Below are 16,504 nucleotides of genomic sequence, written 5' to 3' on the forward strand. Positions count from 1 at the left end.
CCTGCGCCGGCGCGTTTACTGCCAGCCGTAGCGGCGGATGTAGAGCTTCTTCAGCGCGGTGGTCAGCACCGCATAGCCGAACAGGATCGCCACCAGGAACGGCCAGTAACCGGCCGGCAGTGCCTGCAGCTTGAAGTAGCCGGCCAACGGGCTCATCGGCAGGATCACGCCGATGGCCATGATCGCCCCGGTCATCAGCAGCAGCGGCGGCGCGGCGATGCTCTGCAGGAACGGTACCTTGGGCGTGCGGATCATGTGCACGATCAACGTCTGGGTCAGCAGCCCGACCACGAACCAGCCCGACTGGAACAGGCCCTGGTCGGCCGGCGTGCGTGCGTCGAACACGTACCACATCAGGGCGAAGCAGCTGAGGTCGAAGATCGAGCTGATCGGACCGAAGAACACCATGAAGCGGCCGATGTCCGCCGGGTTCCACTTCAGCGGCCTGCGCACCAGCTCCTCATCCACGTTGTCGAAGGGAATGGCGATCTGCGAGATGTCATACAGCAGGTTCTGCACCAGCAGCTGCAGCGGCAACATCGGCAGGAAGGGCAGGAACGCCGAGGCCACCAGCACCGAGAACACGTTGCCGAAATTGGAGCTGGCGGTCATGCGGATGTACTTGAGCATGTTGCTGAAGGTGCGCCGCCCCTGGATGACACCTTCCTCCAGCACCATCAGGTTCTTTTCCAGCAGGATGATGTCGGCGGCCTCCTTGGCGATGTCGACCGCACTGTCCACGCTGATGCCGATATCGGCGGCGCGCAGTGCGGGAGCATCGTTGATGCCATCGCCGAGAAAGCCGACCACCTTGCCCTGCGCGCGCAGCTCGCGCACCAGCCGTTCCTTGTGCAGGGGCGTGAGGCGGGCGAACACGCGGTGCTCCTGCAGTGCACGCGCTACGGCAGCGTCGTCCATGCGCTCGATCTGCGGGCCGGTCACGATCGTGTCGGCGTCCAGGCCGACCTGGGCGCAGATCCGCGCGGTGACCAGTTCGTTGTCGCCGGTGAACACCTTCACTTCCACACCATGCGCGGCCAGCGCCTGCAGTGCGTGAGCAGCGGATTCCTTGGGCGGATCGAGGAAGGCCACATAGCCGACCAGGGTCAGATCCCGCTCGTCGGCCTGCGAGTAGACCACCTGGCTGGCGGAGGTTTCTTTCATCGCCACCGCCACCACGCGCAGGCCCTGTTCGTTCAGTTCCTCGGTGGTCTGCCGCACCCGGGCCAGGCGCTGCGCGTCCAGCGGCATGTCCCGGCCGTTCTCGCGCACGGTGCTGCACACCGCCAGCATCTCCTCCACCGCGCCCTTGCAGATCAATTCGTGATGGTCCTCGCGCTCGGAGACCACCACCGACATCCGACGGCGCTCGAAGTCGAACGGAATCTCATCGACCTTGCGGTAGTCCTGCGACAGGCGCAGCGAGCTCTGCAGCTCCACATGCTCCAGCACCGCACGATCCAGCAGGTTGATCAGGCCGGTCTGGAAGTGACTGTTGAGGTAGGCGAAGGTCAGCACATCCTCCGAATCCTGCCCGAACACATCGGTGTGCCGCTCCAGCGCGATCTTGTCCTGGGTGAGGGTGCCGGTCTTGTCGGTACACAGCACTTCCATCGCACCGAAGTTCTGGATCGCGTCCAGGCGCTTGACGATCACCTTGCGCCGCGACAGCAGCACCGCGCCCTTGGCCAGGGTGGAGGTGACGATCATCGGCAGCATTTCCGGGGTCAGGCCGACCGCCACCGACAGTGCGAACAGGAACGCTTCTGTCCAGTCGCCCTTGGTCCAGCCATTGACCAGCAGCACGAACGGCACCATCACCAGGGCAAAGCGGATCAGCAGCCAGCTGACACTGTTGACCCCGGCCTGGAATGCCGTCGGCGCGCGATCGCTGGCACTGCTGCGCTGGGCGAGGGTGCCGAAGTAGCTGGTGTTGCCGGTGGCCAGCACCAGTGCTGTTGCCGTGCCGGACACCACATTGGTCCCCATGAACAACAGGTTGGCCTGTTCCATCAGTCCGGCGTCGGCGTTGCCCGGCTGCACGAACTTCTCCACCGGCAGCGATTCGCCGGTCATCGCCGCCTGTGCGACAAACAGATCCTTGGCGGCGAGCACGCGGCAGTCGGCCGGGATCATGTCGCCTGCCGACAGCACGATATGGTCACCCGGTACCAGAGCGCGGATCGGCAGGTCCAGCAGCCGTGCCGGCCGACGGCTGTGCAGCTGCGCGCCGAAATACTGGTCGGCCACCTCCGCCGCCTCGGTGCCCGCAGCGCGGCGCAGCACGCGGGCGGTGTTGCCTACCAGCGCCTTCAGCCGTTCGGCAGCGCGGTTGGAACGCCCCTCCTGCACGAAGCGGATCAGGGTGGACAGCACCACCATCGCACCGATCACCACCGTCGCCTTGGCGTCTTCGGTCAGCCAGGACACGGCCGCCAGCACCGTCAGCAGCAGGTTGAACGGGTTGCGATAGCACTGCCACAGATGGCGCCACCACGGCAGCGGCTTCTCGTGATCGACCTCGTTGGGGCCGAAGCGCAGCAGGCGCTCTTCGGCCTCGTGCGGGCTGAGACCATCGACATGTGACTGCAGGGTGGCCAGCGCATCGGCTTCGCTGCCCTGTGCAAGCGCGAGCAGTCCAGCAGTGAGCGCGGTGGGCGCGGCCTGCGTGCTGCCACGGCCATACCCGGCTTCGGGCATCGCGCGACGACCGAACAGGTTGCCCGCGCGACGGCTGCGCAGGAAGGCGTTGAACCAGGCGTTGAGCAGGCTCATGGGAAGGTCCTCTTGGAGCGGCGCCGGGCGCAGCCGGCGCGTGGAGCGGAAGGGGTGGTATCAGGCGTGGCGCATGGCCAGCACCGACGGCGACCAGGGCTGCATGCGCAAGCGTTGGCTGCCGCCGATGCACAGCGGCTTCATCGCATCGCGCAGCGGGTAGGGCAGGTGGCGCAGCACGTTGATGCGCTCGCTGATCGGCAGCAGCGACAGTGCGTCGGCCACCACCCGTGGCGAGCCGAGGGCCAGCGAACGGGCGAACAGGACAGGGCCGTGCTGCAGCAGCAGGCTGCGCAGGGCGGAAACATCGCGCTCACCGATCAGGCGGCGCACGGTGATGTAGAGAATCTTGTAGGACATGGGATTCCTCCGGGCAGGCGCTGCCCGGGGCTCCCATCGCTTACACGGACAGGAACCGGCCGTCAGTCGCCAGCAGTGAACAAGTAGGCAGGCAGGGGCGCGCGTTGCGCCCGGCAGGGTCGGGATCCATCTGCGTCTCCGCGTGGGGCGGCCAGTCGCTGGCCAGTGGCGCTATTGTCCGCGCTCGTATTCAGCAGGCCTAGAGGCCCGTGGGTTAGCCCGGCTATACCTTGGTATAGAAAAAGGGGCCGTTGGCCCCTTTTGTTCAGATGCGGTCCGCGAAAGCGTCGGTGGCCCGCACCAGGGCATCGGTCGTGGCCGCTTCGTTGGCACTGTGGCCGGCGATGACCATCTCCAGCCGGGCTTCCGGCCACGCCTGTGCCAGGTCCCAGGCACTGCGCGGCGGACAGATGATGTCGTAGCGCCCCTGCACGATGACCCCCGGCAGATGGCGGATGCGATCGATGTCGCGCAGCAGCTGGTCTTGATCGAGGAAGCTGTTGTGACGGAAGTAGTGGGCTTCGATGCGTGCCTTGGCCAGTGTATCGAGCGGATCGGTAGCGGACACCGCGTCGACGTCGTGCACCAGCGTGGCGGCATTGTCTTCCCAGCCCAGCCACGCTTGTGCCGCGGCGATGCGGATGGCTTCGTCGGCGTGGTCCAGGCGTTTCCAGTACGCGTCGAGCATGTTGCCGCGCTCGTCCTGCGGGATGTGGGCCTGGTAGCGATCCCAGCGCTCCGGGAAGATCCAGCGCGCACCGCCGTTGAGCTCGGCGAACCAGCGGTTCTCTTCCTCGCGCCCCAGGAACACGCCGCGCACGATCAGCCCGGTGGCGCGGTCGGGATGCGCCTGTGCATAGGCCAGCGACAGGGTCGAACCCCAGGAGCCGCCGTAGACCAGCCAGCGCTCGATGCCCAGGTGTTGGCGGACCTTCTCGATGTCGGCCACCAGATGCTGCGTGGTGTTGTCGCGCAGCTCGCCGAAGGGCGTGGAGCGGCCGCTGCCGCGCTGATCGATCAGCACGATGCGGTAGCGCCTGGGGTCGAAGAAGCGGCGATGGGTGGGCGAGATGCCAGCGCCCGGACCGCCATGCAGGTACACCACCGGAATGCCATCGGGCGTGCCGCACTCCTCGACATGCAGGGTGTGCAGTGCATCCACGGGCAGCGTGTGTTCGCGGTACGGGGTAATCGGCGGGTACAGCGTGCGCATGGCGGTGCCTCACAAGCAGGGAATACAAGGATAGCGGGGCACATCGACCAGCGTCATCCGCCCCAGGTTCAAGTATTCTTTGCGTTCAAGGGGTAATTCCGTCGATGCCCGGCGATATCGACCCTGCAGGACGCAGAGGATGAATGGCATGAACGCGCAGGACGTCGCTGCACGATACCCCCCGGCGCGCAGCGCCCTCGGCAGCGGCGCCCGCGAGCTGCTGAAGTGGCTCGCGCTGCTGTCGATGACCGGCGATCACGTCGCCAAAGTGGTTTTCGGCGGCTATGTACCGGTGGTCAGCGAGCTGGGGCGCATCGCCTTCCCGCTGTTCGCACTGGTGATGGCCTGCAACCTCGCGCAACCGGATACGGACCTGCGCAAGTCGATCCGCCGGCTCGGGATGTGGGGGCTGGTCGCGCAACCCTTCCATGTGCTGGCCTTCGGCTACTGGCTGCCCTTGAACATCCTGTTGACGTTCTGCCTGGCCGCTGTGGCCGTGCATGCGCTGGCCAACAACCGGCAGCTGTTGCTGTTGGTGGCGGGTGGGCTGCTGCCGTTCTTCGTCGACTATCAATGGGCCGGGGTGGCATTGGTGATGCTGGGCTGGATCGCGTTCCGCCACCGGGCCTACTGGCTGCTGGCGTTCGGATTCGGTGGGCTTTGCTGGGTCAATGGCAATGGATGGGCATTGCTGGCCATCCCGCTGGCGCTGGCGGCCGCGCGTGTGCAGTGGCGGCTGCCACGATGGCGCTGGGCGTTCTACGTTTATTACGTGGCGCACTTGGCGGTGCTGGCCGCCTATGCGCACTGGCTTCGCTGACGCAGGGCACTCATCGCGGCGGCGAACTGCTCCCGGCTACGTCGCTGGAGTACTGCAGAACCTTGTCTTCGCGCTGCAGCGCAATGACATCCACCGCCTGTCCTCGCAACACCGCGCGCAGGCAGCGGATCGCCTCGGCGGAGTAGCCCAGCTCTGCAGGTGGCAACGACAATGCAACGCGGCCATCGCTGTGCTGATGCACCACGTATCGTGACAACGGCAGCGCAGCCAGCGCATGGGTCAGGTCGATGTTGTTGATCCACTGCTGGTCGGCGGTCAGATAACGTACCGGACGTCGCCCCTGCAGGCCGACGATCATCGGCGTATCGCCGGCCATGGCCAGCGCGCCGCGGTCGCCGGTGCGGTAGCGCAGCAGCGGCAGGCAGAAGTTGAATCCGCCGCTGAGCGTGATCTCACCGGTCTCCCCGGGCGGCAACGGTGCCCCGTCGGGCACCGCGCAGCCAAAGCGCGCGGCCAGGGCCTGGCGCAGGCCCGGAGACAGCGCCATCGATACCGACAGCAGCGCCTGCGGCCGGTGTCGCACGGGCAATTCCAGCAGCGCTGCGAAGGAAATCGGATCGCCGGCGATCACTTCCGGCTGCATCTGGTCGATGTAGCGTGCGCGGTCCTCAGGATGGCGCCAGTCATCGGGATGCAGGTTGATCTTGGCCAGGCCGGATTCGTCCATCGTCGGTGTCACCGAAACATAGGTGAAGCACCGCTGCTGCATGCCCAGCAACATCACCCCCATCTGGCCGCGGCCGTGCGCCAGGGTGATGCCGAAGCGCTGCAAGGCGCGCTTGTGATGGGCCAGATAGCGTGCCGCCACCACCGGATGCGATGGCAGTACCAGTGGATGGCCGGTGGTGCCGGTGGTGCGGAAATTGATCATCCGCTCCAGCGGTACCGGGTCCGGCACGAAACGGGCGATGTCCGCTGCGAGGTCGCCACGGTGGACCGGTGCAATGTCGGTGAAGGCGGCTGGCATCGCCTGCGCGCGGTAATACGGCACCTGCGCAAATACTTCGGTCACATGCGCCTGCAGCCACGGTGGCGGTTGACCTGGCGTCCACTCGAAGCGCGCGCAGGCGATCTCCCGTTCGTAGCCACGCAATGCCGTCACCTCATCGGCAAGCAGGCGGTTGCCGCTGGCATTGCGGAAGATCGGCGCCGCCGGGTGCTCGCGCATCTGCTGCAGCATCGCCAGGCCCGCCGCGCTCAGCGTGGGATAGCGATCGGCATCGGTCGGCTCGCGGCTCACTCGCGGGTCCACTTGTCCGCAGACTCTTCGGCCGCCTTGCGCGCCAAGGCCTCGCGGATGGCACGCGCGCGCGCTTCAGCGGCGCGGCTGGCATCGAGCAGGCCCTGCCGTTCCACGCCGCTGACCCGGGCCAGGCGATCGGTCGCCTGGGCCGCTGTTTCACCCTGCGGCAGCAGGCCCAGCCGGGCCACCACGGTGCGCACCAGTTCTTCGCGGCGCTCCGGATCGAACACGAACCGGTCTGCGCTGGTACTGGCCGCCAGCGCCGGCACTGCTTCGGCGAACAGGGGCATCCACGCCTCCGGGGCGATAGCCAGTGCATTCCAGTACGCATCTGCCATCAGCCATGCGGTCACCGCTGAAAGCGAGAGCTGGTTTGCATCCACGCCGGCCAGATCACCCGACAGCGTTGCCCGCAGTGCAGGGGGCAGGTGCAGCGAGCGTGCGGCAAACACATCGCCCACCACCGCCGCGACATGGAGCCGACCGCTGCCGGCGCGGCGCGGTGGCTCGAGGAAATCGGGCGGCATGTCCAGCAGGCGCCGCAGCAGAACGTCAAGGGAGGGGCCGGAGAGCATGGTCAGGTTCCAGACTTGGCAAATACCTGGGTGGAAGGGCAATCGTCAGAGGTGCGCGGGCGCAAGGCAGAGCACGATCATCGCTGCACCCGCATGCCGCCAGGGCCGTAGTGCTGCTGGCTGAAGGCGCGCGCGAACTGCAGCAGGTCGGCCATGTCGCGCACCACATGGATGTTCCATCCCGCGTCGCGTGCGCGCAGCAGATCGCCGGTCCATCCCGCGTTGCCGGCATCGGCGATGCGGGACGGCAGCGGACTGAACAGGTTCAGTGCCATGGTGCCGCCACCGCCGGCCACACGCAGCGCTCTGGCGGCCACGTCCCAGCCGCTGTTGCCGCGCTCATCCTTGTCGAACATCGTGGTGATGCCGTCGTCGGAGATGTGCAGGATATGCACCGCCCGTGCATGCGGTGGACGCTCGGCATAGGTGTCACGCAACCGGTGGATCGGAAACGCGGTGGCGCCACCGAAATAGCCGGTAAGCACCTTGAGGATGTCGTCTTCCGAACGCACGAAGCCGTCGGTGTGCAGGTACTGCCCGGTACCACTCCACAGCGTGGCCTGCACGCGTGCACCCACGCGCAGCGCCGACAGCGCGATGATGGCGCCGGCCAGCGTCAGGAACGAGGTCCATGCCTGCGGGTTGGGCATCGAACCGGAACTGTCAACGTACAGATCCAGGTCCACCGGTTCGGCAGCGGGTTCACGGCCGGGTGCCAGCCCGTGCACACGCTGTACCGTCGTCAGCCCGGGAATCACATGGGGTGACTGCAGCACCGATTGCAGCCAGTCCACTGCGTCCAGTGCATCGCCGGCTTCCCAGGGCTGCAGCCCCTCCGGCAGCGGCTCCAGGGCCTGCGGCTGCGGCCGCGACGGGTAGCGGATCAGGTGTGGCAGCGCGCGCTCGCGGTAGTAACGCACGGCGATCTGATGGTCATCCAGGTCCAGGCCGGCCGCGCGCAGGATCTGCCCGTACTCGAACGGCTCGCGCATCTGCCCTGGAGAGTGCGCAGGGTCCCCAGCGAGCGCATCCGCAGGCAGATCGCTCTTCTGCTGTGCGTCGCCGCCGCGCTCATCGCCGGTGATGCGTGGGTCGGATGTGGGGTGCGGCGCCGGCGCCAGCTCGTCGTCCTCCAGCTGCCCTAGGCCGACCGGTTGGCTTCCCTGGCCGGCGTGCCGGGTATCCATCAGGGCATCCACCCGCGCATCCTGCTGTGATTCCAGCAGCCAGGGCAGCAGCAGCGTGGCGAAGCGGCCAGCGCCGATCATCCAGTCGCTGGCGTAGACGCGCACGACGCGTGCACCGAGCCAGGCATCGCCCTGCAATGCGCTGTCGTCGGTCGAGCCCCCCAGCGTGCCGCGCGACTGCTGCCACAGTTCCTCGTAGATGCCCATGTACAGCTGCCAGACCGGCGAGCTGGCCTGCGCCGGTTGTCCGGCCAGGCGTCGATAGATCGCATCCATGCGCAGCCCGCTCTGGCGCTGCAGGCGATCGTTGATGAGCAGGTCGGTGTAGAGGTTGGCGACCATCGGTGCATGCGCTTCCAGCGTCGGCAGCGCACGGCGGATGCGCGCCAGCAGCCGTGCATGGTCGCTGGCGGTGGCAGGCGCAAGCACGTGGTGGCCGATCTCGTGGGCGAGGATCTCCAGCGCGTAGGGTTGCAGCTGCAGGCGCTGTACTTCTTCCAGATCGATGACGATGCGCTGGTCGGCGAGGCGGATGGCCGCGAAGCTGCCGGTCAGGCCCTCGGCAGCCGCCTGCATGCGCGAATGGCACAGCTTCGGGTCCTGCAGCCGGGTGAAACGGCTCCATGTGGCCAGTGCCTGTGGCCAGGCTTCGCGCCAGGGCTGCAGCGGATCAGCGACCGTGGCACTCATTGAGGTGGCAACACATGCACATGGTGCGACCACGGCGAGAACAGGGCGATGCCCGACGCGCCGGAGACCGCACACAGATCGTCCTTGGACAATGCCGGCGCCATCCACTGCACGCCCAAGCGGGCGGTCACATCCGGCGCCGGTCCGCTGCTGCTGCCCGCTGCGTATTCGGCGGCGCTGGCAGGCAGCAGGACGGCACCGAAGGCATCGGCGAGCAGCAGGAAGTACCCGCCTGCACTTTCGACCACGAAGCCCTCGGTCGCTGCACGAACCTGTGGCGGTGCCGGAAACGCGCCGTCCAGGCCGCTGAAGCTGCCGACACGATGCCCGCGCAGGTCGACGCTGCCCTGCCGCGGATTCCACCAGCGGTCCTGCTCAAGCTGGACCCGGACCGAGGCCAGATCACCCGCATCGATGCCCAGCACGGCGGCCACCGTATTCGCGGGCAGGGCATCGATACGGGCAAGGGCAGGGCGGCGCAGCTGCACCATCCCCGCCTGCCAGGCACAGAGCGCCCCGATGTCGCGCAGTTCCGGCAAGGTTGTGCACCCGTCTGCATGCGCGGCCATCGCATCGATCCACTGCGCGACGCGAATGTCCGGACTGGCGCCCAGCCGCACTACCGCATTGCTGATGGTGCCGAGGGTCTCGCGCGGAGCGTGGGCCAGCAACGGGGCGAGGGCCGGGGCCAGCGAGCGCCAGGCCTGCTCGACCCACGGGAGACGCGCCTTCGGGCCGGCATGGCCCTGCGCCACCAGCTCCAGACCGATCTCGAAGGCGGCCTCGCACGTGCTCTGCGTTGCCGACGGGTGGTGGCGCTGGATGGCCTGGCAGAGGGGGTCGATGGTCTGGGTGACGAACGCGCTGAAAGCGGCCATGTCCAGGCCGGGCCAGCGGTGGCGGGCATCGGCCACGGCCTGGTTCAGCACGGAACGGCGCGCGGCCAGCAGTTCGGCGAGAACGGCGGAAACCACGATCAGCGTGCCCGCAGCCAATGCAGGTAGTTGGTGTAGCGCTGGTGCAGGTACTTCAGCTTCAGCAGGTCGTCGTACAGATGGCCGTACAGCTTGCGTCCCTTCACCCGTTCGTCCACCAGACGCTCGATGCGGGTCAGGCGCTTGCGCGTTTCCGTCTCGGTCATCCCATCCAGGCCCTGCTGGAACTGTGCCGACAGCTCGCCCACCGGATCGTCGCGATCCAGATCCAGCCGGTCATATTCGGCATTGGAGGCATCGAGCAGCCAGCGCAGCCAGCTGAGCCGATCGCTGCGATAGGGCGCATTCTCCGGCAGGGCGAAGAAGGGAGCATCAAGATCCGGTTGCAGCTTGTCGTTCAGCACGAAGGGCAGTACCTGGCGCACATCCTCCAGGGCAACGGCAGGGCTGCCGCGGAAGTACGCCATGGCCTTGGCGAACATCAGCAGGGTCATCAGGTTGCGCACCGACAGGCCGTTGCGGGTCTGGCAACCCAGGTCCTTCATGCGATCGCGGCCGCTGTCGGCAGCGGTTGCCTGCGCCCATTCGGTGCCGGCCAGGCGCACGGTATCCTTGGTCAGGTACTCGAACTGGGCGCCGGCGGTTTCCATCAGCTCGAACTGGCTGCTGAAGAATTCGATGCGGCGGCGCACGTCCTGCGGTACGTCGACCGCGCGGATCTCCTGCAGCAGCTGGTCGCCCTCGGCCTCGCTGAAGATGATGTCACGCGGCACGACCTCTTCCGGGCGGATGTCCTGCTCGATGCGCAGCAGCATCTCTTCCAGGAACCGCGGGTTGAATGCCAGTGCCTGCACCACCACGTCGATGCGGTCGCGCAGGGCTTCGATCACCTGGTAGGTACCGCCGCCGCGATCATCGTTGGCGGTCAGGTACCAGGCCGATTCCGGGCATTCGTAGACGTGGTTGAGGATCTCGGCGTAGTTGTCGCCCATCACCGTCAGCAGCGCGCTCTGCGTGCGGGTGGGAATGCGGTTGTATTCGTCGATGATCTTCACCCGCATCCCCAGCCATGACCGCCAGGCAATGCGGATGTCCGCCATGTCCTGCGCGGCCACCAGGTCGGCGGGCAGGGGGTTGCCGAGCAGATCGGCGATGGTCATCTGCGGGTGCCCGTGCTGCATCGCCCGGCGCACCTCGCGGACCGGATAGCCGGCCAGGACGCCCATCAGGATCGCGCTGGCGGTCTTGCCGCGCCCTGGCCCACCCACGAACAGGCACTTGCGGCGGGTGGCGAAGGTCAGCAGCGGCAGCAGCACGTAACTGGAATAGCTCTGCGCCGATGGCAGGGTCAGCGGCCGCCGTGTGTCACCCACCGCGAACGAGGCGGAGGGGCCTTCGTGGTACTCGATGTCGTAGTGCGGGCTGATGATCGCGTTGTTGACGATCCAGAAGTAGGCCTGGCGCAGTTTCTCGTCCAGCCGCAGCGGCGCGGCGGCTGCATCGTCCTGCAGGCGCACCGGCCCTTCGTACAGCTCGGCCACATCGAATGTGCGCGGTGCAGTGTCGGTGCGCGGGTTGGTCGGCGCCTGCGACAGGCGCTGGAACAGGTTGAACGGTGGCACGCGATTCCCTTGGCTGTGGCCTGCTGGGGAGATTGTAAGCGGCGGGCCAGCGGATCCGGTGCGCAGCGAGCGCTGGCGGTGCGGCCAGTCGCAGATCCCGAGACGCCGCTTCTAGGAATTTCCCTACGCAGTTTCGTGGACGTTTCCGATGGTTGCCTGGGTGTTCGAGGCCTAGACTGAGGCGATAGCGACACTATTGGATGGCGTGTTCTGCTGGGGAAGGCAGGCGCGCGCGATACATCCCCAGCCGGGAGCTGTTCGAGTGCACATGAAAGGATTCCTGCCGGGCGCTCTCGCCTGCGCCCTGCTGGCTGCGGCCGGTGCTGCAGGCGCGCAGACGCTGGGCGCCGCCGCCAGAGCGAGCGCCGATGGATGGATCGGGCGCGAGGCATCGCAGCTGTTGATGCAGCTGCGCGTGGATGGCGGCCGGGTGCAGATCGAGGAAGACGATGCAACGCTGGAAACACGCTACACCTGGCGCACGGTCGTACCGGCCTACACCGAGCAGGTGAAGGTGGGCGGTGGCGAGTTCCTGTACATGGAACCGACCGGTACCAGCGGCGAGCGTCCGGTGTTCGCACCGATCATCGTCGAGGACGTGCACCATGCCGAGCAACACCGCTGCGACATCACCTACATCGCCGACCGTGATGGCGTGGTACGGCGCTGGCAGCACCGCGGGCCCCATTGCGATACCGATATCGTCGCCCCGGACGCGCGTCGCCCAGGCAGGTCAACCCCGACCGCTTCCCGCAACCAAGGACACTGACATGAGACAGCACACCCCCTTCCGTGTTGCCGGACTGCTGGGCCTGGCGATCGGCGCATCACTGTTGATGCCGACGGCCTGGGCCAAGCCTCGGCATGGTGTGGTCGAAGACATGCAGCCGATCGAGAATCGAGGCGAGGATACCTCCGAACGCACCAAGCGCGGCCGCAGCATCGGCGAGCGGCTGGGCAAGATCGGCGGTGTTCTGGCGGGTGTCGGCCTCAGCAGTGCCGGGCAGACCGAAGCAGGCTATGTGGTCACCAATGTCGCCGCCAACAGTGGCGACAAAATCGGTGGCTCCATCGGCGAGAAGATCGCCGGCGAAGGCCCCACCACCCGCTACATGGTGAAGGTGCGCCTGGACGAGGGTCGTGTGCTGTCAACCACGCAGTTGCGTGAACAGGTCGCAGGCCTGCAGGTCGGCAGCCGGGTCATCGTGGACGGTACCGGTGACGATGCCCGCATCGTGGCCGAGTAAGGCCAGGTGCGCCTTGCGCGGATGACGTCCTGCAGCGGGGCGGCCGGCAGTCCTACAATCGGCCCATGCCGACCTCGCCGACCCTCGATGATCTGCGCCGCTACGCCGTAGCCCGCACGCTGTTCACGCCTACCACGTTGCTGACAGCGATCCGTCGGCTGGGCTTCGTGCAGGCCGACCCCATCCGTGCGCCCGCACGCGCCCAGGACCTGACCCTGCGGCACCGGGTGAAGGGCTACCGGGCCGGTGATCTGGAGCGCCGCTACAGCCGACTGCCGATCGAGGAAGACTTCCTGGTCAACTACGGCTTCCTGCCGCGTGAACACCTGTCCCTGATGCATCCCCGGGTGTCCCGCAGGCCATGGGACGCGAGCACGCGGCGCAAGGCAGCCGACGTGCTGGCGTTCGTGCAGGAGCGGGGGGCGGTGCATCCGCGCGAAGTCGACCAGGCGTTCGCGCATGGCCGGGTGACCAACTACTGGGGCGGCACCAGCAACGCAAGCACCCACCTGCTGGACGGCATGCACTATCGCGGCATGCTGCGCATCCATCGTCGTGACAGCGGTACCCGCATCTATGCCGTTGCGGCACATGCCCCGGCCGATGGCGGCAAGGCCGCACGCCTGCAGCGTGCCACGGCACTGATCGATCTGGTGGTGCGCAAGTACGCGCCGTTGCCTTCGGCGAGCCTCACCTATCTGGCGCGGTTGCTGGGCTACGGCGCACCCCATCTGGCGGAGGAGATCCAGCAGGCATTGCGGTTGGCGCGCGAGCAGCTGGCGGGCTGCAGCATCGATGGAACCACCTGGTACTGGCCGGCCGACGAGAACCCCCGTTCGCGGCGCTACCAGGCCGATGAACAGGTGCGGCTGCTCGCACCGTTCGATCCGGTGGCCTGGGATCGGCGACGGTTCGAACTGCTCTGGGGCTGGGTGTACCGGTTCGAGGCCTACACCCCGGCGGCCAAGCGTCGCTTCGGCTACTACGCGCTGCCGCTGTTGTGGCGCGACCAGGTGATCGGCTGGGCCAATGTCGCGGCCAAGGATGGGCAGCTGCAGCCCAGCTTCGGTTATGTCGATGGCAGCGCACCAAGGGACGTGGCATTCAGCAATGCGCTGGAGGACGAGCTGGAGCGGATGGCGAACTTCCTGCCAGCGACGGGCGCGGCGACGCCGTGAACCTGCGTGTGGCGTCCTCCACGCTGCCTGCATGCCGCCTCGCCAATACTACAGGCCCGCCGCCCGGGTACTTCCGCAATGGCTCGCCGCAAGACACTGCGCATTGCCACGTTCAACGTCAATGGCATCGGCACGCGCTTGCCGCATCTGCTGTCCTGGTTGCAGCGTGAAGCGCCCGACGTGGTGGCACTGCAGGAGCTGAAGGCGGTCGATGCCGCCTTTCCGGTCGACGCGCTGGAGCGGGCAGGGTATGGCGCACTGTGGCTGGGTGAGGCGCGCTGGAACGGGGTGGCGATACTGGCCCGCGATGCCTTGCCGATCGAAAGCCGGCGCCACCTGCCCGGCGAACCGGCCGATACGCAGAGCCGGTATCTGGAAGCTGCCGTGCATGGCGTTGTGGTTGCGGCACTGTACCTGCCCAACGGTAATCCGCAGCCGGGGCCGAAGTTCGACTACAAGCTGCGATGGATGCAGCGGTTGATCCGCCATGCGCGCACCCTGGTCGATCTTCCGCACCCGGCACTGCTGCTGGGTGATTTCAATGTCATTCCAGACGATGAGGATGTGTACGACCCGGCCTCGTGGCGGCGCGATGCGCTCATGCAGCCGGAGGTCCGCGATGCCTTCCAGCGGCTGCTGGCGCAGGGGTGGACCGACGCCCTGCGCACGGTGCATGGCGACCAGCGCATCTACACCTTCTGGGACTATTTCCGCCAGCACGCCGAACGCGATCGCGGCCTGCGCATCGATCATCTGCTGCTGAACCCGGTACTGGCCAAAGGGCTTCAGGATGCGGGTGTCGATCGTTGGGTGAGGCTGCAGGAGAAGGCCAGCGATCATGCGCCTGCGTGGGTCACCGTTACCTGCTAGTCGGCGCTGCCCTGCGGACGCATCTCGCGACGTACCCTGGCCCGCGTGCGATACAGCCGGCTGTCGGCCTTGTGGATGGTTTCCGCCACGGGTTCGCCGGGGACGTTGACGGCGGCGCCCATCGAGAACGCGGTGGGAGCACGCGCGGCGTTGCCCGCATACCAGGCTTCCAGCGCAGCCAGCCGCCCGGCCGCCGGTTCGATCAGCGCCACCAGGAACTCGTCGCCGCCCAACCGCACTGCCGCCTCATTGGCCTGCAGCGGCGCGCGCAGGAAGTCGGCGAACTCGACCAGCACCGTGTCGCCACGACGGTGCCCCAGGGTGTCGTTGACCTGTTTGAAGTGATCCAGGTCGAACACCAGGCAGGCCCACGACCGTGAGGCGACGTCGTCGAGCCGATGCAGGTACCGGCGGTTGTGGCACTGGGTCAGCGGATCCTTCAGCGACAGTTCGCGCAAGCGCTCTTCCTGCAGGCGCAGCGCGGTCACGTCCTGGGCGTGGCCGAGCACGAACGGGGGATTGGTCTCGGTGTCCAGTACGTTGTTGTACGCCCAGTAGCGGCGGGTGCCATCGGCGGCGAGCAGCTCGATCACGCCCGCGTCGGTATGGTTGGCTTCGATGCGCCGCAGGTAGGCCCTGAACGCCTCGCGCTTTTCCGGCGGCATCAGGTCGCACAGGCTGCGGCCAACCATCTCGCTTTCCGGGTAGCCCAGCGACTGCACGGCTGCCGGATTCACCGATGTCACGGTGCCGTCCAGCGTGTGCGTGCAGATCAGGCCCAGGCTGTAGTGGAAGAGACGGCGATAACGCACCTCGCTGGCTTCCAGCGCGTCCACCACCGCGCGTTCTTCGGTGATGTCCTGGATGGCACCGACCAGCCGTGGCAGGCCCTCCACCTGTTGCCGCGTGCCCACCACGCGGGTCCAGATGCTGCGGCCATCGGCGGTGGTCATCGGCAGCTGCACTTCCCAGGGCGAGCCCTGTTCGGTGCAGCGCTGCACTGCCGCCTGGATGATGCTGCGGCTGTCCGGACGATAGAACGACAGGGCCGATTCGAATGTTGGCTGGTAGCTGGAACGCACGCCGTGGATCTGCTTGGTCTCGCGTGTCCAGCGCACTTCGCGGGTGGCCAGCTCCAGCTCCCAGCCGCCGACCTTGGCGGCGGTGTTGGTACGTTCCAGGAAGTCCTCGCTGCGCTTGAGATCGCGATGCAGCGCCTGTGCCTGGTCGATCTGCCGCAACAGCGCACTGCGCTGCTCCAGCACCTGGGTGGTAACCCGGCCAAGATGGACCATCAGCTCACGCTGCGACGGCGACAGCACGCCAGGCAGGGTGTCGAGCAGGCACAGCGTGCCGATGCGCGCGCCATGGGCAGTGGCCAGAGGGATGCCGGCATAGTGGCGCACCCTGGGCCCGGCGGTGACCAACGGGTTGTGGGCGAAGCGCGGATCCTGCCGCGCATCCGGAATCTCCAGCAGCGCGTCCTGCTCGATGGCGTACGTACAGAACGAGATGGAGCGCGGCGTTTCGCTGACATCGCCCAGGCCGATGCTGGATTTGAACCATTGCCGTTGTTCGGCAACGATGGAGACCAGGCCGATGGGCATGCCGGTGGCGGCGCGCGCGGCGGCGACGATGGCATCGAACACCGGCTCGGGCGGCGTATCGAGCACGCCCAGCCGTTCGATTTCGCGAAGTCGGGTGGCCTCATCCATGGCTGTCCACGCTAGTACCCGGTCTGTTAGCGCCCTGCGTACGGCAGTGACGC

General features: G+C 67.1%; 14 protein-coding genes. 5 read left to right on the forward strand and 9 right to left on the reverse strand.

What is annotated here, in order from left to right; genetic code table 11:
* Positions 1-15: 15 nt before the first annotated feature.
* The 3 genes from mgtA to pip form a co-directional block, all read right to left on the reverse strand.
* Positions 16-2,775, reverse strand: a complete 2,760-nt coding sequence (mgtA, locus tag J2X70_RS02025) for a magnesium-translocating P-type ATPase (RefSeq protein ID WP_309908663.1) — start codon at positions 2,773-2,775, stop codon at positions 16-18.
* A 60-nt stretch (positions 2,776-2,835) separates the two neighbouring features.
* The gene (locus tag J2X70_RS02030) at positions 2,836-3,135 is read right to left on the reverse strand and encodes a hypothetical protein (protein ID WP_025874438.1); all 300 of its coding nucleotides are present in this window, start codon (positions 3,133-3,135) and stop codon (positions 2,836-2,838) included.
* A gap of 265 nt (positions 3,136-3,400) precedes the next feature.
* The gene (gene pip, locus J2X70_RS02035) at positions 3,401-4,348 is read right to left on the reverse strand and encodes a prolyl aminopeptidase (protein WP_309908665.1); all 948 of its coding nucleotides are present in this window, start codon (positions 4,346-4,348) and stop codon (positions 3,401-3,403) included.
* 148 nt (positions 4,349-4,496) lie between these two features.
* Between pip and J2X70_RS02040 the strand changes: the two genes are divergently transcribed.
* Positions 4,497-5,168, forward strand: a complete 672-nt coding sequence (locus J2X70_RS02040) for a TraX family protein (protein WP_309908667.1) — start codon at positions 4,497-4,499, stop codon at positions 5,166-5,168.
* A gap of 10 nt (positions 5,169-5,178) precedes the next feature.
* Here the strand turns inward: J2X70_RS02040 and J2X70_RS02045 are convergent, their stop codons facing one another.
* From J2X70_RS02045 to J2X70_RS02065, 5 genes are all read right to left on the reverse strand, one after another.
* Positions 5,179-6,429 (reverse strand): hypothetical protein, encoded by a 1,251-nt coding sequence (locus J2X70_RS02045; protein ID WP_309908669.1) that lies wholly within the window; start codon positions 6,427-6,429, stop codon positions 5,179-5,181.
* Positions 6,426-7,007, reverse strand: a complete 582-nt coding sequence (locus J2X70_RS02050; RefSeq protein WP_309908671.1) for a hypothetical protein — start codon at positions 7,005-7,007, stop codon at positions 6,426-6,428. Before J2X70_RS02050 ends, J2X70_RS02045 begins: the two co-directional genes overlap by 4 nt.
* Positions 7,008-7,084: 77 nt before the next feature.
* Positions 7,085-8,884 (reverse strand): hypothetical protein, encoded by a 1,800-nt coding sequence (locus tag J2X70_RS02055; RefSeq protein ID WP_309908672.1) that lies wholly within the window; start codon positions 8,882-8,884, stop codon positions 7,085-7,087.
* The gene (locus J2X70_RS02060; protein WP_309908674.1) at positions 8,881-9,858 is read right to left on the reverse strand and encodes a hypothetical protein; all 978 of its coding nucleotides are present in this window, start codon (positions 9,856-9,858) and stop codon (positions 8,881-8,883) included. Before J2X70_RS02060 ends, J2X70_RS02055 begins: the two co-directional genes overlap by 4 nt.
* Before the next feature lie 2 nt (positions 9,859-9,860).
* Entirely contained in the window at positions 9,861-11,441 is a 1,581-nt protein-coding gene (locus tag J2X70_RS02065; RefSeq protein ID WP_080148681.1) for an AAA family ATPase, read from the reverse strand.
* 268 nt (positions 11,442-11,709) lie between these two features.
* On the opposite strand from J2X70_RS02065, the gene J2X70_RS02070 reads away from it, so the two are divergent.
* From J2X70_RS02070 to xth, 4 genes are all read left to right on the forward strand, one after another.
* On the forward strand, positions 11,710-12,210 hold the full coding sequence (locus tag J2X70_RS02070) for a hypothetical protein (RefSeq protein WP_309908676.1): 501 nt from the start codon (positions 11,710-11,712) through the stop codon (positions 12,208-12,210).
* A gap of 1 nt (position 12,211) precedes the next feature.
* Positions 12,212-12,688, forward strand: coding sequence for a hypothetical protein (locus J2X70_RS02075; RefSeq protein WP_025874447.1), 477 nt, complete (start codon positions 12,212-12,214; stop codon positions 12,686-12,688).
* A gap of 65 nt (positions 12,689-12,753) precedes the next feature.
* Entirely contained in the window at positions 12,754-13,866 is a 1,113-nt protein-coding gene (locus J2X70_RS02080; protein ID WP_309908678.1) for a crosslink repair DNA glycosylase YcaQ family protein, read from the forward strand.
* 78 nt (positions 13,867-13,944) lie between these two features.
* A complete protein-coding gene (gene xth / locus J2X70_RS02085; RefSeq protein ID WP_309908680.1) occupies positions 13,945-14,736 on the forward strand; it encodes an exodeoxyribonuclease III in 792 nt (263 codons plus the stop codon).
* Here the strand turns inward: xth and J2X70_RS02090 are convergent.
* On the reverse strand, positions 14,733-16,451 hold the full coding sequence (locus J2X70_RS02090; RefSeq protein WP_309908682.1) for a PAS domain S-box protein: 1,719 nt from the start codon (positions 16,449-16,451) through the stop codon (positions 14,733-14,735). The genes xth and J2X70_RS02090 overlap by 4 nt on opposite strands.
* Between the last annotated feature and the right edge of the window lie 53 nt (positions 16,452-16,504).

Origin of the sequence: Stenotrophomonas sp. 1337, assembly GCF_031455455.1 — a bacterium.
Taxonomy (GTDB): domain Bacteria; phylum Pseudomonadota; class Gammaproteobacteria; order Xanthomonadales; family Xanthomonadaceae; genus Stenotrophomonas; species Stenotrophomonas indicatrix.

What these genes read in the sequence shown, in the direction of transcription:
- J2X70_RS02050 (WP_309908671.1), bottom strand. Translation starts at nt 7,007, where the DNA reads ATGCTCTCCGGCCCCTCCCTTGACGTTCTGCTGCGGCGCCTGCTGGAC.
- J2X70_RS02075 (WP_025874447.1), top strand. Translation starts at nt 12,212, where the DNA reads ATGAGACAGCACACCCCCTTCCGTGTTGCCGGACTGCTGGGCCTGGCG.
- J2X70_RS02030 (WP_025874438.1), bottom strand. Translation starts at nt 3,135, where the DNA reads ATGTCCTACAAGATTCTCTACATCACCGTGCGCCGCCTGATCGGTGAG.
- xth (WP_309908680.1), top strand. Translation starts at nt 13,945, where the DNA reads ATGGCTCGCCGCAAGACACTGCGCATTGCCACGTTCAACGTCAATGGC.
- J2X70_RS02090 (WP_309908682.1), bottom strand. Translation starts at nt 16,451, where the DNA reads ATGGATGAGGCCACCCGACTTCGCGAAATCGAACGGCTGGGCGTGCTC.
- mgtA (WP_309908663.1), bottom strand. Translation starts at nt 2,775, where the DNA reads ATGAGCCTGCTCAACGCCTGGTTCAACGCCTTCCTGCGCAGCCGTCGC.
- J2X70_RS02070 (WP_309908676.1), top strand. Translation starts at nt 11,710, where the DNA reads ATGAAAGGATTCCTGCCGGGCGCTCTCGCCTGCGCCCTGCTGGCTGCG.
- J2X70_RS02040 (WP_309908667.1), top strand. Translation starts at nt 4,497, where the DNA reads ATGAACGCGCAGGACGTCGCTGCACGATACCCCCCGGCGCGCAGCGCC.
- J2X70_RS02055 (WP_309908672.1), bottom strand. Translation starts at nt 8,884, where the DNA reads ATGAGTGCCACGGTCGCTGATCCGCTGCAGCCCTGGCGCGAAGCCTGG.
- pip (WP_309908665.1), bottom strand. Translation starts at nt 4,348, where the DNA reads ATGCGCACGCTGTACCCGCCGATTACCCCGTACCGCGAACACACGCTG.
- J2X70_RS02080 (WP_309908678.1), top strand. Translation starts at nt 12,754, where the DNA reads ATGCCGACCTCGCCGACCCTCGATGATCTGCGCCGCTACGCCGTAGCC.